This is a genomic window from Bradyrhizobium centrolobii (assembly GCF_001641635.1).
Classification (GTDB): Bacteria; Pseudomonadota; Alphaproteobacteria; order Rhizobiales; family Xanthobacteraceae; genus Bradyrhizobium; species Bradyrhizobium centrolobii.
On sequence record NZ_LUUB01000042.1, the window covers coordinates 3,363 to 29,732 of the forward strand.

25 protein-coding genes are annotated in these 26,370 nt (G+C 64.7%); 10 read left to right on the plus strand and 15 right to left on the minus strand.

The window, feature by feature from the left end:
* Positions 1-1,573, plus strand: a 1,573-nt coding sequence (locus AYJ54_RS11325; RefSeq protein ID WP_245328992.1) for an SGNH/GDSL hydrolase family protein, incomplete at its 5' end; no start/stop codon positions are given.
* 143 nt (positions 1,574-1,716) lie between these two features.
* On the opposite strand, the gene AYJ54_RS11330 is transcribed toward AYJ54_RS11325, so the two are convergent.
* The gene (locus AYJ54_RS11330) at positions 1,717-2,091 is read right to left on the minus strand and encodes a CsbD family protein (protein WP_063699007.1); all 375 of its coding nucleotides are present in this window, start codon (positions 2,089-2,091) and stop codon (positions 1,717-1,719) included.
* Positions 2,092-2,154: 63 nt separating this feature from the next.
* Positions 2,155-2,892, minus strand: coding sequence for an SDR family NAD(P)-dependent oxidoreductase (locus tag AYJ54_RS11335; RefSeq protein WP_063699008.1), 738 nt, complete (start codon positions 2,890-2,892; stop codon positions 2,155-2,157).
* Positions 2,893-2,989: 97 nt separating this feature from the next.
* Here AYJ54_RS11335 and AYJ54_RS11340 point away from each other — a divergent pair, with 97 nt between their 5' ends.
* The gene (locus AYJ54_RS11340) at positions 2,990-3,769 is read left to right on the plus strand and encodes an SDR family NAD(P)-dependent oxidoreductase (RefSeq protein ID WP_063699009.1); all 780 of its coding nucleotides are present in this window, start codon (positions 2,990-2,992) and stop codon (positions 3,767-3,769) included.
* A gap of 97 nt (positions 3,770-3,866) precedes the next feature.
* Complete coding sequence (locus tag AYJ54_RS11345) at positions 3,867-4,754, plus strand: TauD/TfdA dioxygenase family protein (RefSeq protein WP_063699010.1); 888 nt, start codon at positions 3,867-3,869, stop codon at positions 4,752-4,754.
* A 196-nt stretch (positions 4,755-4,950) separates the two neighbouring features.
* On the opposite strand, the gene AYJ54_RS11350 is transcribed toward AYJ54_RS11345, so the two are convergent.
* Positions 4,951-5,595 carry a YqgE/AlgH family protein gene (locus AYJ54_RS11350; protein WP_063699011.1) on the minus strand — a complete coding sequence of 215 codons (645 nt, stop codon included), beginning with the start codon at positions 5,593-5,595 and terminating at the stop codon, positions 4,951-4,953.
* A 140-nt stretch (positions 5,596-5,735) separates the two neighbouring features.
* Between AYJ54_RS11350 and AYJ54_RS11355 the strand changes: the two genes are divergently transcribed.
* From AYJ54_RS11355 to AYJ54_RS11365, 3 genes are all read left to right on the plus strand, one after another.
* On the plus strand, positions 5,736-6,578 hold the full coding sequence (locus AYJ54_RS11355; protein ID WP_063699012.1) for a protein-disulfide reductase DsbD domain-containing protein: 843 nt from the start codon (positions 5,736-5,738) through the stop codon (positions 6,576-6,578).
* Between the two features lie 299 nt (positions 6,579-6,877).
* Entirely contained in the window at positions 6,878-8,245 is a 1,368-nt protein-coding gene (locus AYJ54_RS11360; protein ID WP_063699013.1) for an oligosaccharide flippase family protein, read from the plus strand.
* A gap of 188 nt (positions 8,246-8,433) precedes the next feature.
* The gene (locus AYJ54_RS11365; RefSeq protein ID WP_063699014.1) at positions 8,434-9,258 is read left to right on the plus strand and encodes a sulfite exporter TauE/SafE family protein; all 825 of its coding nucleotides are present in this window, start codon (positions 8,434-8,436) and stop codon (positions 9,256-9,258) included.
* 53 nt (positions 9,259-9,311) lie between these two features.
* Here the strand turns inward: AYJ54_RS11365 and AYJ54_RS11370 are convergent, their stop codons facing one another.
* The 12 genes from AYJ54_RS11370 to cysG form a co-directional block, all read right to left on the minus strand.
* Entirely contained in the window at positions 9,312-10,100 is a 789-nt protein-coding gene (locus AYJ54_RS11370; RefSeq protein WP_063699015.1) for a 3-hydroxybutyrate dehydrogenase, read from the minus strand.
* Position 10,101: 1 nt separating this feature from the next.
* Positions 10,102-11,277: a DUF3734 domain-containing protein gene (locus AYJ54_RS11375; RefSeq protein ID WP_063699016.1), complete on the minus strand. Its 1,176-nt coding sequence runs from the start codon at positions 11,275-11,277 to the stop codon at positions 10,102-10,104.
* A 78-nt stretch (positions 11,278-11,355) separates the two neighbouring features.
* The gene (locus AYJ54_RS11380) at positions 11,356-11,859 is read right to left on the minus strand and encodes a CAP domain-containing protein (RefSeq protein ID WP_063699017.1); all 504 of its coding nucleotides are present in this window, start codon (positions 11,857-11,859) and stop codon (positions 11,356-11,358) included.
* Between the two features lie 90 nt (positions 11,860-11,949).
* Positions 11,950-12,987, minus strand: coding sequence for a sulfate/molybdate ABC transporter ATP-binding protein (locus AYJ54_RS11385; RefSeq protein WP_063699075.1), 1,038 nt, complete (start codon positions 12,985-12,987; stop codon positions 11,950-11,952).
* Positions 12,977-13,888: a sulfate ABC transporter permease subunit CysW gene (gene cysW / locus AYJ54_RS11390; RefSeq protein ID WP_063699018.1), complete on the minus strand. Its 912-nt coding sequence runs from the start codon at positions 13,886-13,888 to the stop codon at positions 12,977-12,979. The genes AYJ54_RS11385 and cysW overlap by 11 nt, the downstream gene beginning before the upstream one ends.
* Positions 13,889-13,899: 11 nt before the next feature.
* Positions 13,900-14,736, minus strand: coding sequence for a sulfate ABC transporter permease subunit CysT (cysT, locus tag AYJ54_RS11395; RefSeq protein WP_082905617.1), 837 nt, complete (start codon positions 14,734-14,736; stop codon positions 13,900-13,902).
* Between the two features lie 36 nt (positions 14,737-14,772).
* Positions 14,773-15,774 (minus strand): sulfate ABC transporter substrate-binding protein, encoded by a 1,002-nt coding sequence (locus AYJ54_RS11400; protein WP_136623619.1) that lies wholly within the window; start codon positions 15,772-15,774, stop codon positions 14,773-14,775.
* Between the two features lie 112 nt (positions 15,775-15,886).
* On the minus strand, positions 15,887-16,618 hold the full coding sequence (locus tag AYJ54_RS11405) for a phosphoadenylyl-sulfate reductase (RefSeq protein WP_063699019.1): 732 nt from the start codon (positions 16,616-16,618) through the stop codon (positions 15,887-15,889).
* Entirely contained in the window at positions 16,615-17,130 is a 516-nt protein-coding gene (locus AYJ54_RS11410) for a DUF934 domain-containing protein (RefSeq protein WP_063699020.1), read from the minus strand. Before AYJ54_RS11410 ends, AYJ54_RS11405 begins: the two co-directional genes overlap by 4 nt.
* Positions 17,117-18,772, minus strand: coding sequence for a nitrite/sulfite reductase (locus AYJ54_RS11415; RefSeq protein WP_063699021.1), 1,656 nt, complete (start codon positions 18,770-18,772; stop codon positions 17,117-17,119). Before AYJ54_RS11415 ends, AYJ54_RS11410 begins: the two co-directional genes overlap by 14 nt.
* A gap of 11 nt (positions 18,773-18,783) precedes the next feature.
* Positions 18,784-19,101: a DUF2849 domain-containing protein gene (locus AYJ54_RS11420; protein WP_063699022.1), complete on the minus strand. Its 318-nt coding sequence runs from the start codon at positions 19,099-19,101 to the stop codon at positions 18,784-18,786.
* Positions 19,098-20,525: a siroheme synthase CysG gene (cysG, locus tag AYJ54_RS11425; protein WP_063699023.1), complete on the minus strand. Its 1,428-nt coding sequence runs from the start codon at positions 20,523-20,525 to the stop codon at positions 19,098-19,100. The genes AYJ54_RS11420 and cysG overlap by 4 nt, the downstream gene beginning before the upstream one ends.
* A gap of 244 nt (positions 20,526-20,769) precedes the next feature.
* Between cysG and cysD the strand changes: the two genes are divergently transcribed.
* From cysD to AYJ54_RS11445, 4 genes are all read left to right on the plus strand, one after another.
* Positions 20,770-21,564 (plus strand): sulfate adenylyltransferase subunit CysD, encoded by a 795-nt coding sequence (cysD, locus tag AYJ54_RS11430; RefSeq protein ID WP_063699077.1) that lies wholly within the window; start codon positions 20,770-20,772, stop codon positions 21,562-21,564.
* Between the two features lie 20 nt (positions 21,565-21,584).
* Positions 21,585-23,501: an adenylyl-sulfate kinase gene (gene cysC / locus AYJ54_RS11435; RefSeq protein WP_063699024.1), complete on the plus strand. Its 1,917-nt coding sequence runs from the start codon at positions 21,585-21,587 to the stop codon at positions 23,499-23,501.
* 301 nt (positions 23,502-23,802) lie between these two features.
* Entirely contained in the window at positions 23,803-25,968 is a 2,166-nt protein-coding gene (locus tag AYJ54_RS11440) for a malate synthase G (RefSeq protein WP_063699025.1), read from the plus strand.
* An 80-nt stretch (positions 25,969-26,048) separates the two neighbouring features.
* A complete protein-coding gene (locus AYJ54_RS11445; protein WP_027553924.1) occupies positions 26,049-26,249 on the plus strand; it encodes a CsbD family protein in 201 nt (66 codons plus the stop codon).
* Positions 26,250-26,370: the final 121 nt, after the last annotated feature.

Genomic DNA, 26,370 nt, shown 5'->3' on the forward strand with positions numbered 1-26,370 from the left:
CGCGGCGCCGCCGCCGCCGCGCCATGGCGGAGGCGGCTGGTTCGGCGGCGACTTCTTCGCACCATTCCAGCAGCCCCAGCAGCAACAGCAGGCCCCGCGCCAGGATTTTTCGCGCGCACCGGCGCCGGCCAAGCGCGAAACGGTCGCTGAGAAGAACGTGCTGGTGATCGGCGACGCCATGGCCGACTGGCTCGCCTATGGCCTGGAAGACGCCTACACCGAGCAGCCCGACATGGGCGTGATCCGCAAGCACAAGACCGCGTCCGGCCTGATCAAGTATCAGCCGCGCGGCGAGCCCTCCGACTGGGCAGCCGCGGCCAAAGGCATCCTCGAGACCGAAAAGCCCGACGTCATCGTCGTCATGCTCGGCCTCAACGACCGCAGTGCGATCCGCGAGCCCGCACCGGACAAATCGGACAAGGCATCCGACAAGAAGAACGACAAGGGCGCGCGCGCCAAGCCGCAAGGAAAGCCCGGCGACGCCAAGCCCGGTGGCACCGACACGGCCGCCAAGCCGGACGACAAAGCGGTTGACAGCGACCTGCCGCAGGACGAGGTCGACAGCGCCGATGCGCCGCAGCCGCCGGCCGCCGAGAAGACCGCGCGCTCCCCGAACGGCGTCTACGAATTCCGCGACGACCGCTGGGTCGAGCTCTACAGCAAGAAGATCGAGGAGCTGATCGGCGTCCTCAAAGCCAAGGGCGTGCCGGTGCTCTGGGTCGGCCTGCCCGCTATCCGCGGTCCGAAGGGAACGGCGGACATGCTGTTCCTGGATTCGCTCTACCGCGAGGGCGCGGGCAAGGCGGGCATCACCTATGTCGATGTCTGGGACGGCTTTGTCGATGAAGCCGGCCGCTTCCTCCAGAAGGGCCCCGACTTCGAAGGCCAGATCCGTCAGCTCCGCACCTATGACGGCGTCTATTTCACCAAGGCCGGCGCACGCAAGCTCGCGCACTATGTCGAGCGCGAGATCACGCGTCTGCTCGCAGGCCGCTCGGGCCCGATTGCATTGCCGAGCGAGCCGGCAACGCCCGACACCAGCGCCGAGCCCGGCAAGCCCGCGCCGCGGCCGCTGGCCGGCCCGATCGTGCCGCTCGTTGCAGCCTCGATCTCAACCGACCAATTGCTGGGCGGACCGGGCACACGTCCCGCCGCCGTCGACGCGCTCGCCGCCAAGACGCTGGTGAAGGGCGAGCCACTGACGGCGCCCGCGGGCCGCGCGGATGATTATTCCTGGCCGCGCCGCGAGGTCGGCCGCGAGCAGGCCAAGGGCGATACACCGATGGCGACGACGACGCCTGACAGCAGCGGCGCCACGCCCGGTTCAGCGGGGGCACCCGGCGCAGCCGCAGCGCTCGCGCCGCCGCCGCCGCCGAGGCTCGCGCCGAAGAAGCCTCCGGTACCGCAGCAGCAACCGGCCCAGGCAACGCCCTCATTTCGCGATTTCTTCGGCTTCGGGTCGCCGCCACCGCCGCCGCGTCAATTTGCGCCAGCGCCGCGCAATCCTAATTTCTATCCCGCGATCCCGCGTCCGCCGGGCAATGTTGGGCGATCGGCGGAAATGTTTCGGTAGTCGTCTCGCTGAAATGATCTCGCTGAAATGAGATGTCATTTCGGGGCGTACGAAATGCACCCCCAAGCAATGTGGAATCTCGCGCCACACATCCGGCTTCCGGTCGCCTCTGACGCGTCGTCCCGGAATGCCGTGCTTGGCTGCTATCTGTAGTAACGCCAGCGCGGCGGCGGGCGGCGCGCTGGGCGCGACATCAGCAACGCAAGTGCGAAACCGATGCCGCCGGCGATCAGGAGCGCGCCGAGCGGATTGTCCCGCACCTTGCGAGCGAGCGCCTGCGTGCCGTCGCGGAACGTCTCGCCTCCGCTCTCATAGGCATCCTTCGCGTAGTCAGCCGCGGCCGCGCCCGCATCGCGCGCGGCGTCCTTGGCCTGACCGTAGAGATTCTGCACCGTGCCTGCAGCTTCCCGCGCCTTGGCCGCCGCCTGCGTCTTCGCGTCGCCCGTCATCTCTCCGATGGCGCCTTCCGCGCGTCCGGCAAACTCCTTCGCTGATCCGACAATCCGATCGTTGTCCATGACGGTCCTCCTCGGGGGTCAGCCCAGGTAACCGATCAGGCACGGCGCAGTTCCCTTTAGGTTTTACAGAATGAGCCCGCCATCGACGACGAGGGTCTGGCCGATGACGTAGGACGACAAGGGCGAGGCCAGAAACAGCGCCGCGCCCGCCATGTCAGCCGGCGTGCCCAATCGCCGCAGCGGAATGCGCGCCAGCGCGCCTTCGAGCCGCTTGGGATTGTCGGTCGTCACCTTCGTCATTTTGGTGTCGACGAGGCCGGGCGCGATGCCGTTGACGCGGATGCCGTCCTCGGCCCACGCCTCGCCCAGTGTCCGCGTCAATCCGACCGCGCCGGTCTTCGAGGCGTTGTAGGCGGGATTGCCCATGGTGGAGTGATAGGCCGCGGTCGACGACACGATGATCAGCGAGCCCTTGGTATCCCGCAACATGGAATGAAATCGGCTCGCGCAGGCCATCAGGCTCATCAGGTTGACCTCGACGACTTTACGAAAGCCCGCCATTTCGAATTCGCCGCGGCGGTAGATCACCGCGCCTTGCGCGAGCACGAGCACATCGAGCCGGTCGAAGGACGGCTTGAACGTTTCAATCGCGCCGGCGCTGCCGACATCGAGCTGCGCGTAAGCGAGACCCGTGAGGTCTGAGCCTTCTTCCGGCGAATATTCCTTGGCGTGGGCACGCGTGCCGCAAACCGCGACATCCGCGCCCCTGGCGCGAAAGGCCTGCGCGATGCCGTTGCCGATTCCGCTGGAACCGCCGACGACCAGCACTTGCTTGCCTGTGAAATCGAGCTCGTTCGCCATCGCGGCCTCCCTTTATCTTGCTTGTTTGACCTGTCTGCGGATCGATGCAAGCCTTGTCGATCTCATAACAAGAAGCAAGCGCACCTGAGGAAACAGCATGTCCGACTTCAAGCAGCTCAGCCGGTCCGTGAAGGGCCTGACCGTTCTCGTCACCGGTGCAGCGAGCGGGATGGGCCGCGCGACCGCGCGCGTGTTCGCGGATGAAGGCGCGCACGTCGCCGTCACCGACCATGACGAACGAGGTGCGCAAGCGGTTGCAAAGGAGATTGCAGCGAGCGGTGGTTCGGCGAAGGCCTGGAAGCTCGATGTTGCCGACGCCGGCGAGATCAAGCGGGTGGTCAATGATGTCGCCGCGCACTTCGGCGGGCTCGACATCGTCGTCAACAATGCCGGCATCTCCGTGCGCGTCGCGATCGATGACGACGCTTACGAAGATGCGTGGGCCAAGGGCATCGCCGTAATGCTGACAGCGCATCCGCGCGTCATCCGTGCGGCCCTTCCGCACCTGCGGAAATCAAAGAGTCCGCGCATCGTCAACATCGCCTCGACCGAGGCGCTTGGCGCCACCGCGCTGCACAGCCCCTATTCGGCGGCGAAGGGCGGCGTCGCGAGCCTCACCCGCTCGCTCGCGGTCGAACTCGGCCGCGACGGCATCACCGTCAACTGCATCTGCCCGGGCCCGATCCGCACCGCGATCACCGATCGCATCCCGGAGGAGCACAAGACGATCTACGCCAAGCGCCGCACGGCACTCGGCCGCTACGGCGACCCCGAGGAGGTCGCGCATATGACGCTCAGCCTGTGCCTGCCGTCCGCCTCCTTTCTCACCGGTGCGGTGATCCCGGTCGACGGCGGCCTGATGGCACGCAACGCGTAAGAGCCATGCGCGCCAAGCGTTGACATCGCCGGGTGCGAGAGTAGCTTTTTCGTCAGCAGAGCGGGACCAACCGCTCGCGGTCCGCGGGAGAAACGTCATGACGATCGCCATCCGGCAGCTTCAGAAGCATTTTGTCGGCGAGGTTTCAGGCCTCGACCTGCGCCAGCCGCTCACGGCGGAAGAGGCACGCGAGATCGAGGCCGCGATGGACAAATACGCCGTGCTCGTCTTCCACGACCAGGACATCAACGACGAGCAGCAGATGGCCTTCGCGCTGAATTTCGGCCAGCGCGAGGACGCGCGCGGCGGCACCGTCACCAAGGAGAAGGACTACCGGCTCTCCTCGGGCCTGAATGACGTCTCTAATCTCGGCAAGGACGGCAAGCCGCTGGCGAAGGACAGCCGCACGCATCTGTTCAATCTCGGCAACTGCCTCTGGCATTCCGACAGCTCGTTCCGCCCGATCCCCGCAAAATTCTCGCTGCTGTCGGCGCGCGTGGTGAACCCGAAGGGCGGCAACACCGAATTCGCCGACATGCGCGCGGCCTATGATGCGCTCGATGACGAGATCAAGGCGGAGATCGAGGATCTCGTCTGCGAACACTCGCTGATGTATTCGCGCGGCTCGCTCGGCTTCACCGAATACAGCGACGAGGAAAGGGAGATGTTCAAGCCGGTGCTGCAGCGGCTGGTGCGCACCCATCCCGTCCATCGTCGCAAGTCGCTCTATCTCTCATCGCATGCCGGCAAGATCGTCGGCATGAGCGTGCCGGAAGGCCGGCTCTTGCTGCGCGACCTCAACGAGCACGCGACGCAGCCAGAGTTCGTCTATGTCCACAAATGGAAACTGCATGATCTCGTGATGTGGGACAACCGCCAGACCATGCACCGCGTCCGCCGCTACGACCAGTCGCAGCCCCGCGACATGCGCCGCGCCACCGTCGCCGGCACCGAGCCCACGGTGCAGCAGCAGGCGGCGGAGTAGCTACACACTCACCAATGTCGTCCCGGCGAAGGCCGGGCTCACAGCATACGGTTTGGCGAAAACTCGTGGTTGCCAGGTTGTTCCCACAACTGCTCCCTGGGTTATGGGTCCCGGATCTGCGCTCCGCTACGGGACAGCGCTCCGCGCTCCCCGGCGCTGCGCTTGTCCGGGACGACGCGGGAGGGTGTTGCGACAGCTACGCGTGCCCCGCCTCGTTCGAGAGCATGCCGGGATCGATGCCGATCTTGCGCAGTGCGCGGGCGTATTTGTCATCGACGTCGCCGCCGAAGATCAGATCCGCATCCGCATCGCAATGCAGCCAGCCGTTGCTCTGGATCTCGGTCTCGAGCTGGCCCGGCGCCCAGCCGGCATAGCCGAGCGCGAGGATGGCGTGCTTCGGCCCGGAGCCGTTGGCGATGGCCCGCAAGATATCGACGGTTGCGGTGAGGCAGACGCCGTCGTCGATCCTGAGCGTCGCGTTCTCGATGAAGAAGTCGCTGGAATGCAGCACGAAGCCGCGCCCGGTATCGACCGGGCCGCCGCGCAGCACCTTCATGCTTTCGGCGTTCTCCGGCAGCTTGATCTGCTCCCCCTTCTTGATGATGCCGAGCTGCACCAGGAGCTCGGGGAAATCAATGCTGCCGGCGGGTTGATTGACGATGATGCCCATCGCGCCCTCCGCCGAATGCGCGCAGAGATAGATCACCGAGCGCTCGAAGCGCGGATCGCCCATCACCGGCATGGCAATCAGGAGGCGGCCGTCGAGATAGCCGGCCGGGGTGTGCTGCGGGGAGCCCGCGGTGTGGGTGCTGTCGCCAGTCCTTTTGCCTTCAGGAGCCATGGGAAGCACTCCGGTTTCGATTCCTATCCTGATGTCGGGCCCGCCCGCTGTCAAATCAAGGCTTGCAGCAGCCGGATTCCGGTGCATCCATCACAAGCAATTCAATGGTTTGCCCCGAGGTCACCCTGTAAAGACGTGCCATGCTCAACAGAGTTCCCATGCGTGCGGCGATTGGCGTCGCAACAACCCTGCTTGCGTCGTCGTTGGCGTTTGCGGCCCGCGCCGACGACGCCTCGCCCTGGCAGCGCGACGGACATTCCGCGGTGCGGCTGCTGGCGGGATCGCGCAGCGGCGCGGTCCTGCTCGGCGGCATCGCCTTTCAGATCCAGCCCGGCTGGAAGACCTACTGGCGCATGCCCGGCGATTCCGGTGTTCCGCCGCGGTTCGACTTCTCGAAGTCGGACAATGTCGAGGCGGTGACGGTATTGTGGCCGGCGCCGCTGAAATTCGACGACGGCGCCGGCGGCCATTCGATCGGCTATCACGACCAGATCGTGCTGCCCTTGCGCATCGTGGCCAAGGCGCCCGACAAGCCGGTGACGCTACGCGCCGAGATCAATTACGCCGTCTGCGAGAAGCTCTGCATTCCCGTCGAGGCCAGCGCCGAGCTCGGCTTCAACAGCGTCGCCTCGACCGAGGACGCCAATCTCTTTGCGGCGCTGGACACCGTGCCCAAGCCCGCCAATGTCGGCGATCCCAACCCGCTGACCATCCGCGGCATCAAGCGCGACGGCGCCAACAAGGTGGTCGTCGATGTGGTCGCCCCGGCGGACGCACGCAACGTCAACCTGTTCGTGGAAGGGCCGACGCCCGACTGGTCGCTGCCGATTCCGGCTCCGGTCGAGCACAGCCCGCCAGGGGTGAAGCGCTTCGCCTTCGAGCTCGACGGGCTGCCGCCCAACACCAAGCCCGACGGCGCCGCGCTGAAGTTCACGCTGGTCGGGCCTGAGAAGTCGTACGAGTTCAATATCAATCTGGAGTGACTCTTCCCGTCGTCCCGGACAAACGCAGGGCCGCGCAGCGCGGAGCGCTGTGCCGTAGCGAAGCGCAAATCCAGGACCCATAGCCACAGGGAGTGGTTTGACGAAGATTCGGGGTTACCGCTTTCGCACTACAACCACGCTCTGGGGTTATCGCGACGCGCGCAAGCGCCCGCGCGGGGGCCGGCCGCGCAATTGTTCACTAGGCCGGGACGACGCATTGGGCGCCCACCCAACCGAATCTTAACGAATGGTTGCTACGCCGAAGGCTGCCGCATCACGCGGGGGCAAGGAATTTCGACGTGGCCGTGATGGACGCTCAATCCGCAACGACCGGACCGGCTGGCCTGATCGCGCGGTTGCGTGGCAAACTGGCGGGTGGGTCGAGCGAAGCGTCGCTGACGCGCAGGCTTGCCGGCACCATCTTCCTTATCCGCGTGATCAGCGCAGGCCTTGCCTACGTCTCGCAGGTCCTGCTTGCGCGTTGGATGGGCACGTCCGACTACGGCATCTATGTCTATGTCTGGACCTGGGTGCTGCTGTTCGGCAGCATGATGGATTTCGGCATCTCGGCCTCCGCGCAAAAAATCATTCCGGAGTATCGCACCAGCGGCGAGCTCGCGCTGCTGCGCGGCTTCCTCGCCGGCAGCCGCTGGCTGACCTTTGCCGCTTCCACGATGATGTCGCTCGCGCTCGCCGGCATAGTCAGGCTGCTCTCGCCCTGGATCGATCCGGCCGAAGAGCTGCCGCTCTATATCGGCTGCATGACGCTGCCCGCCTTCGTCGTCGCCAACACCCAGGACGGCATCGCCCGCTCTCACGACTGGATGCAGCTCGGCTTGATGCCACAATTCATCATCCGCCAGGCGCTGATCATCGGCATTACGGCCTGCGCCTTCCTGCTCGGCTATCATCTCGGCGCGGTTGCCGCGATGGTCGCGAGCGCCGGCGCGGTGTGGATCGCGATGGCCGGGCAGATGCTGGTGCTGAACCGCAAGCTCGCCGACCACATCGAGCCCGGTCCCAGGACTTATGACATCGGCGGCTGGCTTACGGTTTCGCTGCCGATCCTGCTGGTCGAGAGTTTCTACCTGCTGCTCTCCTACACCGACGTCCTGGTGCTTCAGCAGTTCCGCTCTTCCGAGGAGGTCGGCGTCTACTTCGCCGTGGTGAAGACGCTGGCTCTGGTCTCCTTCATTCACTACGCAATGTCGGCGACGACCGCGCACCGCTTTGCCGAGTATAACGCGCTCGGCGACAAGGCGCGCCTGTCGGCCTATGTGGCGCACGCCATCAACTGGACGTTCTGGCCTTCGCTGGCGGCGACGATCGTGCTGCTCGCGCTCGGCAAGCCGTTGCTCTGGCTGTTCGGGCCGCCATTCGTGGTCGGTTACGACATCATGTTCGTCGCCGCGATCGGGCTCGTGGTACGCGCCGCGATCGGTCCGGTCGAACGTCTGCTCAACATGCTCGGCCAGCAGAAGGTCTGCGCGCTGGCCTACGCCCTGGCCTTCGTGATGAATGTGGTACTCTGCGTGGCCTTGGTGCCGCGCTTTGGCGGCCACGGCGCCGCGGCCGCGACATCGATCGCGCTCACCTTCGAGACGGTGCTGCTGTTCTGGATCGTGCGGCAGCGCGTGGGCCTGCACGTGCTGGCGATCGGCAAATAGGCCGCGCGGCCTACCCTGCCCAAAGGGAACGGTGATCTCGCGAGACGCTCGCAAACAGGGCAAAATGGCTGCCCATGTTAGCCCTGCAGCATGATTTTTCTTATTTGACCCAGGTGGTTGCACCACAGGGAAAGTTTATTCTACGTCATATTGCCCAAAGGACGAGATAAACCTAAGATTCCGCGGACATGATCGATCCTCTTTACGTGGCCTCGGGATTCGGCGTCGGCCTGCTTGTCGGCATGACCGGCGTGGGTGGCGGTTCGCTGATGACGCCGCTTCTGATCCTCCTGTTCGGCGTCCATCCATCGACCGCGGTCGGAACCGATCTGCTCTATGCCGCCGGCACCAAGACGGGCGGCAGCGTGGTGCATGGCTGGTCGCGCAGCGTGCATTGGCCGGCGGTACTGCGGCTCGCCTGCGGCAGCATTCCGGCAAGCGCCCTGACGTTGTTCGTGCTGTGGAAGCTCGATCTCAAGAGCGAAGCCGAGCGCAATCTGGTAAACTTGGTGCTGTGCTTTGCGCTGATGTTGACGGCGATCTCGCTGATCTTCCGCAAGTCGATCATGGAGCGCTACCGCCGGCGTCTGCAAAAGATCGATGACCGCACCACGGCGATCGCGACCGTCATCACCGGTATCGTGCTCGGCGTATTGGTGTCGATTTCGTCGGTCGGCGCCGGCGCGGTTGGCGTGACCGTGCTGCTGCTGCTCTACCCGCGCCTGCCGATGGCGACCATCGTCGGCTCGGACATCGCGCATGCAGTACCATTGACGCTGGTGGCCGGCACCGGGCACTGGATGCTCGGCTCGGTCGACTGGCACCTGATGGGCGTGCTGCTGATGGGCTCGCTGCCCGGCATCATCGTCGGCAGCTACAGCGCGACCCGCATGCCGGAGACGGTGCTGCGCCTCGCGCTCGCCTGCGTCCTCGTCGTGGTCGCAAGCAAGATCATGTTCACCGAGCTGAACCTGTCATCCGCGATCGTGACGGCTCTGGCCTGGAGCCATTGAGCCAGGCGTGGTGAGGAGAACTTCCTCACCACTGCCGTTTTGCAGCGCGCCGACTACTCCGCCGTCCAGCCGCCGTCGATGGAGAGATTGGTGCCGGTGATCTGCGCGGCATCGTCGCTGCACAGGAACAGCGCCAGCGCCGCGACCTGCTCGGAGGTGACGAATTCCTTGGTCGGCTGCGCGTCGAGCAGCACGTCGTTGATGACCTGCTCGCGTGTCAGGTTGCGCGCCTTCATCGTGTCGGGAATCTGCTTCTCGACCAGCGGTGTCCAGACATAGCCCGGGCTGATGCAGTTGCAGGTGATCTTGTGGGTCGCAACCTCCAGCGCCACCGTCTTGGTCAGGCCGGCGATGCCGTGCTTGGCCGACACGTAAGCCGACTTGAACGGTGAAGCGACCAGCGAGTGCGCCGACGCCGTGTTGATGATGCGGCCCCAGCCTTTCTTCTTCATGCCGGGTACCGCGGCGCGGATGGCGTGGAAGGCCGAAGACAGGTTGATTGCGATGATCTGGTCCCACTTCTCGATCGGGAATTCCTCGATCGGCGAGACGAACTGGATGCCGGCATTGTTGACGAGGACGTCGACCGAGCCGAAGGTCTTGTCGCCGAGCGCGATCATCTCCGCGATCTGGGCCGGCTTGGTCATGTCGGCGGGCGAATAGATGGCCTTCATCTTGAAGTCGGACTCGATCTTCGAGCGCTCCTTCTCGATATCCTCCGGGGAGCCGAAGCCGTTGATCACGACGTTGGCCCCAGCACTCGCAAAGGCGCGCGCGTAAGCCAGCCCGATGCCGCTGGTTGATCCAGTCACGACGGCGTTCTTGCCTGACAGACTACCCATTTTATTCGCTCCTTTTTGCCGGGGGCGCGGAGACGTCCCCCGTGAGATCGTAGGTCACCATGGTCTCATCGGATTGCGGCCGCTCGAGCCAATCCTTGTGGCGCATCGACAGGTGCACGTCGCGCACGCCGGCTTCCCAATGCTCGACCATGCCGACATGCGAGAAATCGTAATCCTTGGACGAGGATTCGTAGTTCTTGCTGCGATAGATCAAATGCACGACGGTCACGGTGCTTTCGCGTGCCGCCTTGGCGAGGAATTCGACGGAAGGATCGTTCTTCAGATAATCCGGTAATTTGCCGATCAGGTCGCGCACGGCCCTGCGGGCGTTGTGGATCTGCTTGTTCTTGTCCGTGTTCATCCGCGTGCGGCTGGAATAACGGATGTCCTTCTCGCGCTCGGCAGCCTCGAGCAGCGAGGTCGGCAAGTCCCCGCGCGCGCTGAACAGGTCGACCTGGAAGATCAGCATGTCGCGGTGGAATTCGGCATCGAGCACGTAATCGAGCGGCGTGTTGGAGGCGATGCCGCCGTCCCAATAATGCTCGCCATCGATGATGACGGATGGAAAGCCCGGCGGCAGCGCGCCGGAGGCCATGATGTGCTCGGGGCCGATCTTCTTGCCGAGCCTCTTGAACTCGTAATTGTCGAAATATCTGAAGTTGCCCGAGGTGACGCCGACCGCACCGACCGACAGGCGCGTCTTCAGGTCGTTGATGCGGTCGAAGTCGACCAGCCGCTCCAGCGTCTTCTTCAGGGGCGCGGTGTCGTAGTAGCTCTCCGCTTCAGGATGGCCCGGTGGCCAGAGCGGCGCGGGCGGAATGCGCGGGGTGAAGAAGCCGGGCACGCCGAAGGTCGCGATCAGCGCAGCGCTCGTGGAGTTGAACAGCTCGCGGCTGTGATCGCTCTTGCCGATCGGCTTCCACGGCACCGGCGCCGAAACCATCTCCCAGAATTCTTTCAGCCGCTTGATCCGTGTTTGCCCCTCGTTGCCGGCGATGATGGCGGCGTTGACCGCGCCGATCGAAATGCCGGCAACCCATTCCGGCTCGAAGCCGAAATGGCACAGCGCCTGATAGGCGCCGGCCTGATAGGAGCCAAGCGCACCGCCGCCCTGCAACACCAGGACGCGTTGCGCATTCGCGGGGACGCTGGCAGCTTGGGGGCTATGATCGGTCATGCGGGAACATTAGCAAATGACGAGCCACCGTGGCGACAGTTCGCCGCGGCGTCAATGCATCCCGGGATCAAGACTGGCTTATCGGGGGTCCGTTGAGGCCAAAATCATGGTCCAGAACACCTTGTATTTGGTGTTCGGAGCATAGCTCGCCGCTATGCCCAATTTTGTGACACCGCCCTTGAGCATGTTCGCCCGGTGCGGAGGCGAGTCACGCCAGCCGGAAAACGCTTCTGCCAGCGTATGATAGCCGGCCGAGACGTTCTCGACCGCGACGGTGGCCGGATAACCGCCGGCATTGAGCCGCTTGCCCAGGGGCGCGCGGACGTCATGGTCCATCTTGTTCGCCGCCGCCATGGCGTCGGACTGGGATTCGGCGAGTTTCATCAAGTCGGGGTCGATGATCACAGTGCCGAGGCCGTTGTTCTGCCGATACTGCGAGATCATCACGGAAGCGGCTTGCGCATCGAGCTTGGCGCCCGGGGCCGCCATGTCGGCATACATGGACGGCTGCTGGACAGGCGCTTCATTGCCCGCACAGCCGGCCAACAGCAAAAGGATGAGAATTGCGGCCGCGGCGCGCATGAGTAAGGCCCCCAAATGAGGGGCCGTTGTTGCATACCAACCGTGGCTGAAAGGTGAATTTCGAGGAAAATTTGTCCCGTTGTGACGGGCTCAGGCGCCCGCAAATATCCGATAGCGGCGGGGCTCGAGACCGATCGTGTCGCCGGCGCGCAGTTCCTTGTCGCGAGGGGCGTCGATCTCGATGGTTTCGCCACCGAACAGCGCCACCTCGGCCCGCTGCACCGGGCCGAAATTCCGGACATGCTGCACGGCGCCCTCGAAGGCCCCGCTGCCGGCCGGGCCGACCAGCATGTCATGTCGCCGCACGAACAATCGTGACGCGCCAGACGCGGCACCCTGCGCCACGAGATTGAGCGGGCGGTCGCCGAGCCGGACCGCACCATTTGCCACCTCCACCGGCAGCACGATGGATTCGCCGATGAAGCCGTGCACGAAGGCGGTCGCGGGATTTTCGTAGACGTCGTCGGGCGAGCCGATCTGCTCGATCTTGCCCTTGTCCATCACCACGACACGGTTGGCGACTTCCAGCGCCTCTTCCTGGTCATGGGTAACGAAGATCGAGGTGACGTTGATCTCGTGATGCAGCGAGCGCAGCCACATGCGCAGCTCCTTGCGGACCTTGGCGTCGAGCGCACCGAAGGGCTCGTCCAGCAGCAGGATGCGCGGCTCGATCGCAAGCGCGCGAGCAAGCGCAATGCGCTGGCGCTGGCCGCCGGAGAGCTGGCTCGGATAGCGGTCGGCCAGCCAGTCGAGTTGCACCAGATCGAGCAGCTCCCTTACGCGCGCACGGATGGTGGCCTCATCCTTTCGAACTGCGCGCGGCTGCACGCGCAGGCCGAAGGCGACGTTCTCGAAAACCGTCATATGGCGGAACAGCGCGTAGTGCTGGAACACGAAGCCGACGTGACGCTCGCGCGCGCCCTGCGCCAGCGCATCCTCACCGTTGAACGAGACTTCGCCGGCGTCAGGCCAGTCGAGGCCAGCAATGATCCGCAGCAACGTCGTCTTGCCGGAGCCCGATGGACCGAGCAGCGCCAGCAATTCGCCGTTGTCGACCTTGAGGTCGACGCCGTCGAGAGCGGCAAAGGTCCCGAATTTCTTGACGAGATTCCTGACTTCAATGGTCACGGGCGTCATGTCCTTCGTCCAGATGACGTTCGAGAACGGTCTTGGCGATCAGCGTGATCAGCGCCAGCATTGCGAGCAGCGAAGCGATCGCGAACGCAGCGACGAACTGGTACTCGTTGTAGAGAATCTCGACCAGGAGCGGCATGGTGTTGGTCTCGCCACGGATGTGGCCGGAGACGACCGACACCGCGCCGAACTCGCCCATCGCGCGCGCATTGCAGAGCAGGACGCCATAGAGCACGCCCCATTTGATGTTGGGCAGCGTGACGCGGAAGAAGGTCTGCATCCCCGAGGCGCCGAGCGAGATCGCGGCCTCCTCTTCCTGGGTGCCCTGCTCATGCATCAGCGGGATCAGCGCGCGCGCCACGAAGGGGAAGGTCACGAAGGTCGTCGCCAGCGCAATGCCAGGTACCGCGAACAGGATCTGGATGTTGTGCTCACGCAGCCAGCCGCCGAAATAGCCCTGCGCACCGAACAGCAGCACGAAGACGAGACCGGAGATCACCGGACTTACCGAGAACGGCAGGTCGATCAGCGTGATCAGCGCGGTCTTGCCCTTGAAGTCGAACTTGGCGATGGCCCAGGCCGCGACCAGGCCGAACACGAGGTTGAGGCCGACCGAGATCGCCGCGACCAGCAGCGTCAACCTGATCGCGGACAGCGCCTCCGGCTCGGAGAGCGCAGCGAGATAGGCCAAAATGCCCCGCGAGAAGGCCTGCGCGAACACCACCGCCAGCGGCAGCACGACGAAGACGCTGAGGAACAGCACCGCCAGCGTGATGATGGCAATCCGTACCGCCTTCGGCTCGGTGCGGAGGCTGTCGCGTGCCGCGGCGGCGTGTGCGCGCGCCTTCACATCCGATCGCGAGAGCGAGACGATATCTGCGATCTGCATGGTCATCGCATCCAGCCTCAGCGCACCGGGATCCGGTTCTGCGCCCAGCGCTGCAACCGGTTGACCGCGAAGATGATGACGAACGACACGACGAGCATGACGGCCGCGATCGCGGTCGCGTCGGCATAGCGGAACTCGGAGAGCCGGATCACGATCAGGAGCGGCGCGATCTCGGAGACGTTGGGCAGATTGCCGGCAATGAAGATCACCGAGCCGTATTCGCCGACGGCGCGCGCAAAAGCGAGCGCCAGTCCCGTGAGCAGCGCGGGCGCGAGCGAGGGCAGGATCACGCGCGTGATGGTCTGCCAGCGGCTGGCCCCCAGACTGCCCGCGGCTTCCTCGATCTCGGGATCGAGGTCCTGGAGCACCGGCTGCACGGTGCGGACCACGAAGGGAATGCCGATGAAGATCATGGCGACGAAGATGCCGAGCGGCGTGAACGCCACCTTGACGCCGAGCGCGGCGAGCGGCGCGCCGAGCCAGCCTTTCGCTGCGAACAGCGAGGTCAGCGCGACGCCGGCGACCGCCGTCGGCAGCGCGAAGGGGACGTCGACGATGGCGTCGAACAGCCGCCGGCCAGGGAAGCGGTAGCGCACCAGCGCCCAGACGATGATGGTGCCCATCACCAGATTGACGCATGCCGCCGCGAAGGCGAGCCCGAACGAGACCCGCAGCGCGTTCAGGGTACGGCGACTGGAGAGAATGGCCCAGAACTGCTCGGGGCTCAGCTCAAAGGATTTCAGGAACAGGCCGGCGAGCGGAATCAGGACAATGATCGACAGCCAGGACAGCGTCAGTCCCATCGTGAGACCGAACCCCGGCAGAGTCCGGCGTCGTGCTGCGATTGCGCTCACCAGGCCCCCTGTGCCCTCGTTGACGACGACGCCCAATCAGTTCTTGTAGATCTGATCGAAGACGCCGCCGTCGGCGAAATGTTCCCGCTGCGCCTTGGTCCAGCCGCCGAACACGTCATCGATCGTGAACAGCTCGACCTTGGCGAATGAGTTTTCGTACTTTTTGGCGATGTCCGGATCGCGCGGACGATAGAAATTGCGCGCCGCGATCTCCTGGCCTTCCTTGGTGTACCAGTATTGGAGATAGGCATCGGCCGCGTTGAGGGTGCCCTTCTTGTCGGCAACCTTGTCGACGATCGCGACCGGCGGCTCGGCGAGGATCGATTGCGGCGGCGCCACGATCTCGAACTTCTCCGGACCGAACTCTTTCAGCGCGAGATACGCCTCGTTCTCCCAGGCGAGCAGCACGTCGCCGACGCCCCGCTCGACGAAAGTCACGGTCGCACCGCGCGCACCGGTATCGAGCACCGGCACCTGCTGGTAGAGTTTTGCGATGAAATCCTTGGCCTTGTCGGCCGAGCCGTATTTCTTCTGCGCGAAGCCCCAGGCCGCGAGATAGTTCCAGCGCGCACCGCCCGAGGTCTTCGGGTTCGGCGTGATCACGGCAACGCCGGGCTTGAGCAGATCGTCCCAGTCCTTGATGCCCTTGGGATTGCCCTTGCGCACCAGGAAGACGATGGTCGAGGTGTAGGGTGATGAATTCTGCGGCAACCGCTTCTGCCAATCGGCGGCGGTGAGGCCTTTGCCGGCGATGGCATCGATGTCGTAGGCGAGCGCAAGCGTCACGACGTCCGCCTGCAATCCGTCGATCACCGCGCGCGCCTGCGAACCGCTGCCGCCGTGCGACTGCTTGATCTCGATGCTCTTGCCGGTTTCCTTCTGATAGACGCGCGAAAACGCCTTGTTGAACTCGACATAGAGCTCACGCGTCGGATCGTACGACACGTTCAACAAATTGATGTCAGCGGCGAGAGCCGAGCTTGCCCAAAGGAATCCTGCCGCGAGCGGAACGATACGACGCATCATGTCCATCTCCATTCACTTCGACGACGTCAGTGTCAGCGAAGGCGTGCAGGCATAACTCGGGTCGAAACGCGCTTAAGTCAACGGAACCGGATTTCCTTGTTCGCAGCGTGGCAGGCTGACTGTGCTACGAAATCTTCATCGTGTGAATGCCGCATTCTGTCTTGGCCCGGCCACGCCACCGGCCGGCACGAGAATCCTCGCCTGCGGCCGTCCGGCTGGTGCAAGGCATGCACCCAACGGACAGGAATCCTGACTCGACAAGAGGGTGCCGCGGCAATTTGGCGCGGACGAAAATCGCCTCGAGCTCCTCGCGCGAGACGTTGGCGAAGGGATTGAACTTCAACCGCACGCCGTCGTCCTCGACGACCGGAATGTCGGCGCGCGCATTGCCCTGGAAGCGCTTGCGGCCGTTGATCCAGGCCGAGAACGGCTTTAGCGCACGCGCGAGCGGCTCCACCTTGCGGATGCGGCAACAAGCGTCGGGATCGGAGAACCAGAGCTCGCGGTCCGGATCCTCGCGCGACAGCGTTTCCTCCGCCGGCTTGATCGAGCGGACGTCTTTCAGTCCAAGCGTCGCAATCAAAGTATCGCGATAGGCGAGCGTCTCCTCGAACAGCCATCCGGTGTCGAGGAAGATCACAGGGATCGCGGGATCGACGTCCGCCATCACCTTGAGCAGCGTTGCCGATTCCGTGCCGAAGGACGACACCAGCGCGAGCTTCTCGCGCCCGACGCTCTTCAGCGCCATGGCGATAACTTCCGCGGGCGAGGCATCGCGCAGAGCGCGATCAAGCTCCTCCGCCGAGGGCAGCGCAGAGACGGACGTTGATGAAACCTGGGATGCTATTGCGTTCACGTGCCGACACCTTCGGAGTGACGCAACTGCATGCGCCGATGCAGCGCCGTGATGCGGCCGTCGCCGGTCGGCTGATAGAACACCGAATAGTGTTTTGCCGTCTGCATGAAGGCTTCCGCGTCGGCCTGCTTCTTGACCTCGAAGGCATCGAAGCCCGCGCGCAGCATGAACACGAACTGGTCGCGCAGCACCTGGCCCGTTGCACGCAGCTCGCCGCGATAGTTGAACCGCTCACGCAGCAGCCGCGCCTGGCTATAGGCGCGACCGTCACGGAAGGTCGGGAACACCAGCGCCACGGCGGCAAGCCTGCCGAGATAGGGCACGAGTTCGTCGATGTCGCGATTGTTCGGCCAGATCACGCCGACCTTGCCTGGGCGCGCGAGGAACGCCTCCGCATCGCCGAGGAAGCGCTCAGCCGGCACCAGGATGTCGCCGCTTTCGGGCAGCGGCGTATCGACGGCGAGCTTGACGAAGCTGTCGTCGACGATCTTTCCGCCGTTAACGAGTGGCATAGACCCGCTCCTTGAAGGGTTCGACGCCGAGACGTTTCACCGTGTCGATGAACAGCTCTTCCGGGCGCTCGCGCAACGCGAGATAGGCTTCCACGATGTCCTCGACGACGTCGGCGACCTCGTCGAACTTCACGCCGGGCCCGATCAGATTGCCGAGCGCAGCGCTCTCGTCGGCGCGACCGCCGATGGTGATCTGGTAGACCTCCTCGCCGTTCTTCTCGACGCCGAGAATGCCGATATGGCCGACATGGTGATGGCCGCAGGCATTGATGCAGCCGGAGATGTTGATGTGCAGCCGGCCGATCAGGTTGGCGAGCTCATGATTGGCGAACCGCCGCGTCAGTTCCTGCGCGATCGGGATCGAGCGCGCATTCGCCAGCGAGCAGTAGTCGAGCCCGGGGCAGGCGATGATGTCGGTGATCAGGTTGACGTTCGGCGTCGCCAGTCCGAGCTTGTCGAGCGCCTTCCACAGTGCCGGCAGGTCGCGCTTGGCGACGTGCGGCAGCGCCAGGTTCTGCTCGTGGCCGACGCGGATCTCGCCGAAGGAATATTTGTCGGCGAGATCGGCCAGCGCATCCATCTGCTCGGCGGTGGCGTCGCCCGGAGGGCCGCCGGTCGGCTTCAGCGAGATCGTGACGATGGAATAGCCCTGGACCTTGTGCGGAGACACCGAGTTCTTGCGCCACGCCTCGAAGTCCGGATCGGCCGCGGCCTGGCGCAGCTCGTCCGGCATATGCGGGAGCTTCTCATAGGCCGGATAAGTGAAGCGGGAGCGGATGTCCTCGATCACCTCGTCGTCTATCTGAAGCGAGGAGTTGCGAATGTGCTGCCACTCCTCCTCGACCTCGCGCGAGAACTTCTCGATGCCGAGCTCGTGCACCAGGATCTTGATGCGCGCTTTGTAGATGTTGTCGCGGCGGCCGTACTGATTGTAGACGCGAAGGATCGCCTCGATATAGCTCAGGATATCGCGACCGTGCACGAAGTGCTTGATCGTCTTGGCGATGAACGGCGTGCGGCCGAGCCCGCCGCCGACCAGCACCTCGAAACCGGTCTCGCCCTTCTCGTTCTTGATCAGCCTGAGGCCGATGTCGTGAATCCTGATCGCGGCGCGGTCATGGTCCGACGCGGTGATCGCGATCTTGAACTTGCGCGGCAGGAACGAGAATTCCGGATGCAGCGTGGTGTGCTGGCGAATCAGCTCCGACCAGATGCGGGGATCCTCGATCTCGCCCGGCGCGACGCCGGCCCACTGGTCCGAGGTGACGTTGCGCATGTTGTTGCCGGAGGTCTGCATCGCATGGATGCCGACCTCGGCGAGATCGGCCAGCGCATCCGGCAGCTCGGCAAGCTTGATCCAGTTGAACTGGATGTTCTGTCGCGTGGTGAAATGGCCGTAGCCGCGATCATATTTGCGCGCGACATGCGCGAGCCGCCGCAACTGGTTCGACGCCAGCGTTCCGTAGGGAATCGCGACGCGGAACATGTAGGCGTGCAGTTGCAGATAGACGCCGTTCTGAAGCCGCAGGATCTTGAATTCGTCCTCGGTGAGCTCGCCGGAAAGGCGGCGCTTCACCTGGTCGCGGAATTCCGAGACACGCTCGTTGACCAGCGTGCGGTCGATTTCGTCGTAAGCATACATAAGAGAGTGCCTTAAACCTGGACCGGCTGTCCGATGGTTACGCCGGTGCGGCGGATCTGTTCGCGCAGATTGCCGGGTTCGACCTTGCCGTCCTCGGCGACCTGCACCGGAGCGATATAGGCACCCACGGCGCCGACGTCATCAGCGACGGACTCCGCAAGCAACGCTTTCGCCTCGTCGGAGTTGCGCACGATCGCGGCTTCCGACAAGTCCGCGGACCAGCCCTGGGCGGCGGTGCGATAGACCACGATGCCATCCCAGGTACGGTTGGCGGTCACGACCGAGGGGCCGGCGATTTTGATCTTTTTCTGTTCAAGCGGGGAGGTCATTCGGCTGCATCCAGGAGGTCAGAGATGATGTGTTTGGGGGTTTGACGGCGAAGCGAACCGGCATGCCGGACCACTTCGCCGATAATGAGAATGGCGGGACCGCCATCGGTCCGCCTGACGAGCTCGGGCAGGTCACGCAGCGTGCCGATCGCGGCTTGCGCATCGGGCTGGGTGACGCGGGCGAACACGCCGACCGGCGTCTCCGGCGAACGACCGGCAGCGAGCAGACCGGCGCGCACGGCGGGCGCAGCGGTCATGCCCATGTAGACGACCACGGTCATCCTGGTGTCCGTCAGCGTCGACCAGTCGACGGTCTCGGCATCGCGCGCCTTGTGCGCGGTGAGGAAGGTGATGCGCGTCGCTTCATGGCGATATGTCAGCGGCACCTCGAAATCGGCGGCGCCGCCGATGCCGGCGGTGATGCCGGGAATGATTGAATAGGGGACGCCCGCGGCGCGCAAGGCTTCGACTTCCTCGCCACCGCGGCCGAACACGAAGGGATCGCCGCCCTTCAGCCGCACCACGCGCTGGCCGGCCTGTGCGGCCTCGATCATCCGCCTGTTGATGGCGTCCTGGCCGATGCCGGGCTTGCCGACGCGGCGGCCGACCGCAACGCGCGTGGTGTCGCGGCGGATGCGGTCGAGAATTTCCGCCGAGACCAGCTCGTCATGGAAGACGATGTCAGCGTCCTGCAATGCGCGCAGCGCCTTGATGGTGAGGAGATCGGGATCGCCGGGGCCGGCGCCGACCAGTGCGACGGAGCCCTCCGGCTTGTCGGCGCGCGCGAAGGCGGACGGATCGGAAATCTGCTCGAGCGCCGCTTCGGCTTCGCTCTTGCGGCCGGCGAGCACGGAAGCCCCGATCGGACCGTCGATCACGCGCTCCCAGAAGCGGCGGCGCAACGGAAACTCGGCGATGCGCTCGTTGATGGATTTGCGGAAGCCTCCGATGAATTCGGCGAGTTCGCCGATGCGCGCCGGCAGCAGCGCCTCGATCTTCTCGCGCACGCGCCGCGCCACCACTGGCGAGGTGCCGCCGGTGCCGACCGCGACCACGACATCGCCGCGATCGACGATCGCCGGGAAGATGAAGCTGGAATGTTCGAGGTCGTCCATGACGTTGACCGGCAGGCCGAGCGCCTTGGCGCGCACCGACATCGCAACGCCGACATCGCCCGCGCCTGCGCAGACGATGGCGATGACGCCGGCAAGATCGGCAGTGAGCGGATCGCCGGCAGCGAACTCGATCCGCGCCGCGTCGTCGGGAGTGAGTCCGCCGAGGTCATGATCGCCGTCGATCGCATGCACGCGGATGCGCGCACCGGCCGCCGCGAGCACGCGAAGCTTGGCGCGCAAAAGCTCGCCCGCGCCGATGAGGACCACCGGACCGGCCTTGAGATCGAGAAACACCGGCAAGAACCGCATGCGATACTCGTTTCCCCCAATTCGGGGTTGACTGGAATTATTTTCTATATATGTGTCGTTTCGAGCGCGCAAAGAGAAAATTTTTTCTTCTATTCCGCGCTGCAACTATAGAATTTTCGCCTCCAAACGCAAAGTGGCAGAGATGCATCTTCTCAAGGACGATTCCGCAGGTGACGGACTGAGCAGCACCGCGTTCACCGAGCGCGTGCGTGCGCAAGAATTTTCTGCCGACCTTGCTCCGAGCATGGACCATCTCGACCAGCTCGAGGCGCAGAGCATCTACATCTTCCGCGAGGCGTTCGCCCGGCTAAAGAAGATTGCCCTGCTGTGGTCGCTCGGCAAGGACTCCAACGTCATGATCTGGCTGGCGCGGAAGGCGTTCTTCAGCCGCATGCCGTTCCCCGCCCTTCATGTCGACACCGGGAAGAAGTTTCCTGAGATGTATCGCTTCCGCGATAACTACGGCAAAGAGTGGGAGCTCGACCTGCGCGTCGAGCCCTGCCCGCCGATCGATGCCGTCGATCCGACCTTGCCGCCGGCCGCCCGTTCCGCGGCACGCAAGACCGAAGGGCTGAAGATGGCGCTCGCGAAATTTGGCTTTGATGGCCTGATCGCCGGCATCCGCCGCGACGAGGAGGCGACGCGCGCCAAGGAGCGCGTGTTCTCGCCGCGCGGGCTCGAAGGCAATTGGGACGTGCGCGACCAGCCGCCGGAGTTCTGGGACCAGTTCAACGCCTCGCCGCCGCCGGGCGCGCACCTTCGCATTCATCCGATCCTGCATTGGACCGAGGCCGACATCTGGGCCTACACCAAGCGCGAGAACATTCCGATCATCCCGCTCTATCTGTCGCAGAACGGCAAGCGCTACCGCTCGCTGGGCGATTCCGACATCACCTTCCCGGTGAATTCGAGCGCATCGAACATCGACGAGATCCTCGTCGAACTCGAAGATACCAAGGTGCCGGAGCGCGCCGGCCGCGCGCTCGACCACGAGACCGAGGACGCCTTCGAGCGTCTGCGCGTCGCCGGCTATCTCTGACCTCAGGACGCAACGCGGCTATGAACATGATCGTCACGACGGCTACGCCCGCCACCCCGAACGGCACCACGCGTCCCCAGGTCCGCATCGTCATCGTCGGCCATGTCGACCATGGCAAGTCGACGCTGGTCGGCCGCCTGCTGCATGAGACCGGCAGCCTGCCCGAGGGCAAGCTCGAAATGCTCAAGGCCGTCAGCGCCCGGCGCGGCATGCCCTTCGAATGGTCGTTCCTGCTCGATGCGCTCCAGACCGAGCGCGACCAGGGCATCACCATCGACACCACGCAGATCCGTTTCCGCACCAATTCGCGCGACATCGTGCTGATCGATGCGCCCGGCCACGCCGAGTTCCTGCGCAACATGATCACCGGCGCCTCGCAGGCCGATGGCGCGGTGCTGATCATCGACGCCCTCGAAGGCGTGCGCGACCAGACCCGACGACACGGCTATCTCCTGCATCTGCTCGGCGTGAAGCAGGTCGCGATCGTCGTCAACAAGATGGACCGCGTCGACTTCGCCGCCGACCGATTCAAGGCGATCAGCGACGAGATTTCCGCGCATCTCGAAGGGCTCGGCGTGACGCCGACCGCGATCATTCCGATTTCCGCCCGCGACGGCGACGGCGTCGCCGAGCGCACCGATCGCATCGGCTGGTACAAGGGACCGACCGTGGTCGAGGCGCTCGACCGGCTGGAGCCGGCGCGACCGCTCGAAGCACTGGCGCTGCGGCTGCCGGTGCAGGCGATCTACAAGTTCGACGACCGCCGCATCGTCGCGGGCCGCATCGAATCCGGCAGCCTCAAAGCCGGCGACGAGATCGTGATCATGCCGGCCGGCAAGATCGCGAAGATCAAGACCGTTGAGGGCTGGCCGGTAACGCCGGTCGCAGGCCGGCAGGGCGCGGGACGCTCGGTCGGCATCACGCTCGACCGTGAACTGTTCGTCGAGCGCGGCGACATCATCGCGCATGCGGGCACTGCGCCGCGCGAAACGCGCCGGCTGCGCGCGCGCATCTTCTGGCTGCACGACAAGCCGCTCGCCAAGGGCGACCAGCTCCTGGTGCGCTGCGGGCCGAAGGAAAGCCGCGCCACGGTCGTTGCGATCGAGAAGGCGGTCGATCCCGGCGAGCTCTCGACCACCGAGAACAAGGCGATCGGTCGCAACCATGTCGGCGAGATCGACATCTCTCTTTCCAATCCGATTGCGGCCGATCCCTATACCGAGAATCCACGCACCGGGCGCCTCGTGATCGAGGTGTCGGGACGCATCGCGGGCGGCGGCCTGGTGCTCTCCGTCGATGCCGGCCAGCGCGCCGTGCCGGTCGACATCGTGCCGGTGGAATCGGCGCTGCGGCCCGACGAGCGCTCCGCGCGTTATCGCCATAACGGCGCCGTGGTCTGGCTCACGGGCCTCCCCGCCTCCGGCAAGTCGACGCTGGCGAAGGCGCTGGAGCGGCGGCTGTTTTCGAATGGCGGCTCGCCCATCCTGCTCGACGGCGACACGCTGCGCGCCGGGCTCAACAGCGATCTCGGCTTCTCCGCCGCTGATCGCAGCGAGAACATCCGCCGCCTCGCCGAAGTCGCCACGCATCTGGCGCGCAACGGCCACATCGCGATCGTCGCCGCCGTCTCGCCCGCCCGCGAGGACCGCGCCGCTGCGCGCCGCATCGCCGACACCGCGTTCCGTGAGATCCATGTCGCAACCCCTGCGGCCGTGTGCGAGGAGCGTGACCCCAAGGGCCACTACAAGAAGGCCCGCTCCGGCGCGCTCGTTTCGTTCACGGGCATCGGCAACGATTACGAGAAGCCCGACGCCGCCGAGCTCGTGATCGATACGTCCACTCGAACGGTCGCGGATGCGGCGGACGAGATCGAGCGCATGCTCAAGACGACCGGCGTGCTGTTCGACGAACTCGTGGACCTCGCCGCGAATATTTGAGTCTGTCTCATTCCCGGCTGTCGTCGCCCGGTCATCGAGACCGGGCGACCCAGGATTCCAGAGACAGCGTTGGGATACGGAGAAGCCGCGGCGTACTGGATTCCCCGCTTTCGCGGGGAATGACACCGGTGTGTTGGGCCTCCCACACCTCGTCTTGACATTTTGACAGACCTTTGGGGGTCTTCTCACCGCCCCGATTTTGGGGCTATTAGGACCCCGAAAGCCGTCCCCTGTGGGCGCATTTTGCTGCTGTCGGGTCTAAAGCAGCCAAAAACAGCCATTTCCAACAAGAAAGCCCATCATGAAACGCGTCGACGCCCACGGATTGAAGATCGCTCCCGTCCTGTTTGACTTCATCGCCAAGGAAGCGGCCCCGAAAACGGGGATCGCGCCGGATGCGTTCTGGGCCGGGCTTGCCGCTATCATCAAGGAGCTTGGGCCGAAGAACCGGTCGCTGCTCGCCGTTCGCGACACGTTGCAGGCCAAGATCGACGACTGGCACCGCGCCAACAAGGGCAAGGCGTTCGACATCGACGCCTACACCGCCTTCCTGAAGGAGATCGGCTATCTCGTCCCTGAGCCTGCGACGCAGAAGGTCGAGACGGCCAATGTCGACGAGGAGATCGGCAAGATCTGCGGCCCGCAGCTCGTCGTGCCCCTGACCAATGCACGCTACGCGCTGAACGCGGCGAATGCGCGCTGGGGCTCGCTCTATGACGCCTTCTACGGCACCGACGCCATCCCGCACGATGCCGCCGACACCGGCAAAGGCTACAGCAAGGCGCGCGGCGACAAAGTGATCGCCAAGGCCAAGGCGTTCCTCGATACCGCCGTGCCGCTCGCGACCGGCAGCCACACCGACGTCACCGCCTACAGCGTCGTCGCGGGCCAGCTCGCGGTGAAGCTGAAGAGCGGCAATGCCACCGCGCTGAAGAACGCCGCACAGTTCGCGGGCTTCCAGGGCGAAGCGGCTGCGCCGTCCGCGGTGCTGCTCGTCAACAACGGCCTGCACATCGAGGTCAAGATCGACCGCAACAACACGATCGGCAAGGACGATCCGGCCGGCGTTGCCGACATGATCATGGAGGCTGCGGTCTCCACCATCCTCGACATGGAAGACTCGGTCGCCGCCGTCGATGCCGAGGACAAGGTGCTGGTCTATCGCAACACGCTCGGCCTGATGAACGGCACGCTGTCGGCCGACTTCGAGAAAGGCGGCAAGACGCTGACGCGTTCGCTCAACGCCGACCACAGCTACACGACGCCGGACGGCAAGGGCGAAGTGAAACTTCACGGCCGCAGCCTGCTGCTGATGCGCAACTGCGGTCACCACATGTTCACCGACGCGGTACTGGACGAGACCGGCGAGGAGATTCCGGAAGGCCTGCTCGATGCCGCCGTCTCCGGACTTGTTGCCATCCACGACCTCAGGGGCAATTCGAAGGTCAAGAACAGCCGCACCGGATCGGCCTATATCGTCAAGCCGAAGATGCACGGCCCCGACGAGGTGTCGCTGACCTGCGAGATATTCGACCGCGTCGAGAAGATGCTGTCGCTGCCGGAGAACACGCTCAAGGTCGGCATCATGGACGAAGAGCGGCGCACCACCGTCAACCTCAAGGCCTGCATCCAGCGCGCCTCGAAGCGCATCATGTTCATCAACACCGGCTTCCTCGACCGCACCGGCGACGAGATCCACACCTCGATGGAAGCGGGTCCGATGATCCGCAAGAACGAGATGAAGGCGCAAGCGTGGATCAAGGCCTATGAGAACTGGAACGTCGACATGGGCCTGATCGACGGTCTCCCCGGCCACGCCCAGATCGGCAAGGGCATGTGGGCCGCGCCCGACAAGATGGCGGACATGCTGGCCCAGAAGCTCGCGCATCCGCAGGCCGGCGCCACCACCGCCTGGGTGCCCTCTCCGACCGCGGCGACGCTGCACGCGCTGCACTACCACCAGGTCAACGTCATCGCGCGCCAGCAGGAGCTGACCAAGGGCGGACCTCGCGCGAAGCTCTCGGACATCCTCACCATTCCGGTGTCGAAGTCGAACTGGGCGCCGGACGACGTCAAGCAGGAGATCGACAACAACTGCCAGGGTATCCTCGGCTACGTCGTGCGCTGGATCGACCAGGGCGTCGGTTGCTCCAAAGTGCCCGACATCCACGATGTCGGCCTGATGGAAGACCGCGCAACGCTGCGCATCTCGAGCCAGCATCTCGCCAACTGGCTGCACCAGGGTGTCATCACCGAGGCGCAGGTGATGGAATCGCTGAAGCGCATGGCCGTCGTCGTCGACAAGCAGAACGCGGGCGATTCGCTGTACAAGCCGATGGCGCCGTCCTTCGACGGCGTCGCCTTCAAGGCCGCCTGCGACCTCATCTTCAAGGGCCGCACGCAGCCGAACGGCTACACCGAATACATCCTCACCGCGCGCCGACGCGAGGCGAAGGCGGCGGGCTGATCGGGCGAAACGTCGCGGCGCGCGGCGGAACGGCCGCCCGCCGATCGCGTTGTCCGGCCATCAACTGGCGGGAGATGGTCATGGACTGGAATCGCATCGAAGGAAACTGGAAGCAGTTCAAGGGCTCGGCCAAGGAGAAGTGGGGCAAGCTCACTGACGACGACCTCAAATTGATCGAGGGCCGTCGCGAACAACTCGAAGGCCGGCTGCAGGAACGCTATGGCAAGGCCAAGGACCAGGTTCGTCAGGACGTCGACGACTGGCTCAAATCGCTGCACTAGGGCACGATAAGGCGAACGAAGCCCCGGCTCACGCCGGGGCTTTTTTGTTGGAAGAGTCGGAGCCCGGATGGAGCGCAGCGTAATCCGCGATCGGTGCGGCTTGGGGTAAGACCCCGGATTT

Excerpts from the sequence above, each read along its gene's own strand:
- AYJ54_RS11330 (WP_063699007.1), bottom strand. The coding sequence starts at position 2,091 with ATGGACAACGATCGGATTGTCGGATCAGCGAAGGAGTTTGCCGGACGC.
- AYJ54_RS11335 (WP_063699008.1), bottom strand. The coding sequence starts at position 2,892 with ATGGCGAACGAGCTCGATTTCACAGGCAAGCAAGTGCTGGTCGTCGGC.
- AYJ54_RS11340 (WP_063699009.1), top strand. The coding sequence starts at position 2,990 with ATGTCCGACTTCAAGCAGCTCAGCCGGTCCGTGAAGGGCCTGACCGTT.
- AYJ54_RS11345 (WP_063699010.1), top strand. The coding sequence starts at position 3,867 with ATGACGATCGCCATCCGGCAGCTTCAGAAGCATTTTGTCGGCGAGGTT.
- AYJ54_RS11350 (WP_063699011.1), bottom strand. The coding sequence starts at position 5,595 with ATGGCTCCTGAAGGCAAAAGGACTGGCGACAGCACCCACACCGCGGGC.
- AYJ54_RS11355 (WP_063699012.1), top strand. The coding sequence starts at position 5,736 with ATGCTCAACAGAGTTCCCATGCGTGCGGCGATTGGCGTCGCAACAACC.
- AYJ54_RS11365 (WP_063699014.1), top strand. The coding sequence starts at position 8,434 with ATGATCGATCCTCTTTACGTGGCCTCGGGATTCGGCGTCGGCCTGCTT.
- AYJ54_RS11370 (WP_063699015.1), bottom strand. The coding sequence starts at position 10,100 with ATGGGTAGTCTGTCAGGCAAGAACGCCGTCGTGACTGGATCAACCAGC.
- AYJ54_RS11375 (WP_063699016.1), bottom strand. The coding sequence starts at position 11,277 with ATGACCGATCATAGCCCCCAAGCTGCCAGCGTCCCCGCGAATGCGCAA.
- AYJ54_RS11380 (WP_063699017.1), bottom strand. The coding sequence starts at position 11,859 with ATGCGCGCCGCGGCCGCAATTCTCATCCTTTTGCTGTTGGCCGGCTGT.
- cysW (WP_063699018.1), bottom strand. The coding sequence starts at position 13,888 with ATGACCATGCAGATCGCAGATATCGTCTCGCTCTCGCGATCGGATGTG.
- AYJ54_RS11400 (WP_136623619.1), bottom strand. The coding sequence starts at position 15,774 with ATGGAGATGGACATGATGCGTCGTATCGTTCCGCTCGCGGCAGGATTC.
- AYJ54_RS11410 (WP_063699020.1), bottom strand. The coding sequence starts at position 17,130 with ATGCCACTCGTTAACGGCGGAAAGATCGTCGACGACAGCTTCGTCAAG.
- AYJ54_RS11415 (WP_063699021.1), bottom strand. The coding sequence starts at position 18,772 with ATGTATGCTTACGACGAAATCGACCGCACGCTGGTCAACGAGCGTGTC.
- AYJ54_RS11420 (WP_063699022.1), bottom strand. The coding sequence starts at position 19,101 with ATGACCTCCCCGCTTGAACAGAAAAAGATCAAAATCGCCGGCCCCTCG.
- cysG (WP_063699023.1), bottom strand. The coding sequence starts at position 20,525 with ATGCGGTTCTTGCCGGTGTTTCTCGATCTCAAGGCCGGTCCGGTGGTC.
- cysD (WP_063699077.1), top strand. The coding sequence starts at position 20,770 with ATGGACCATCTCGACCAGCTCGAGGCGCAGAGCATCTACATCTTCCGC.
- cysC (WP_063699024.1), top strand. The coding sequence starts at position 21,585 with ATGAACATGATCGTCACGACGGCTACGCCCGCCACCCCGAACGGCACC.
- AYJ54_RS11440 (WP_063699025.1), top strand. The coding sequence starts at position 23,803 with ATGAAACGCGTCGACGCCCACGGATTGAAGATCGCTCCCGTCCTGTTT.
- AYJ54_RS11445 (WP_027553924.1), top strand. The coding sequence starts at position 26,049 with ATGGACTGGAATCGCATCGAAGGAAACTGGAAGCAGTTCAAGGGCTCG.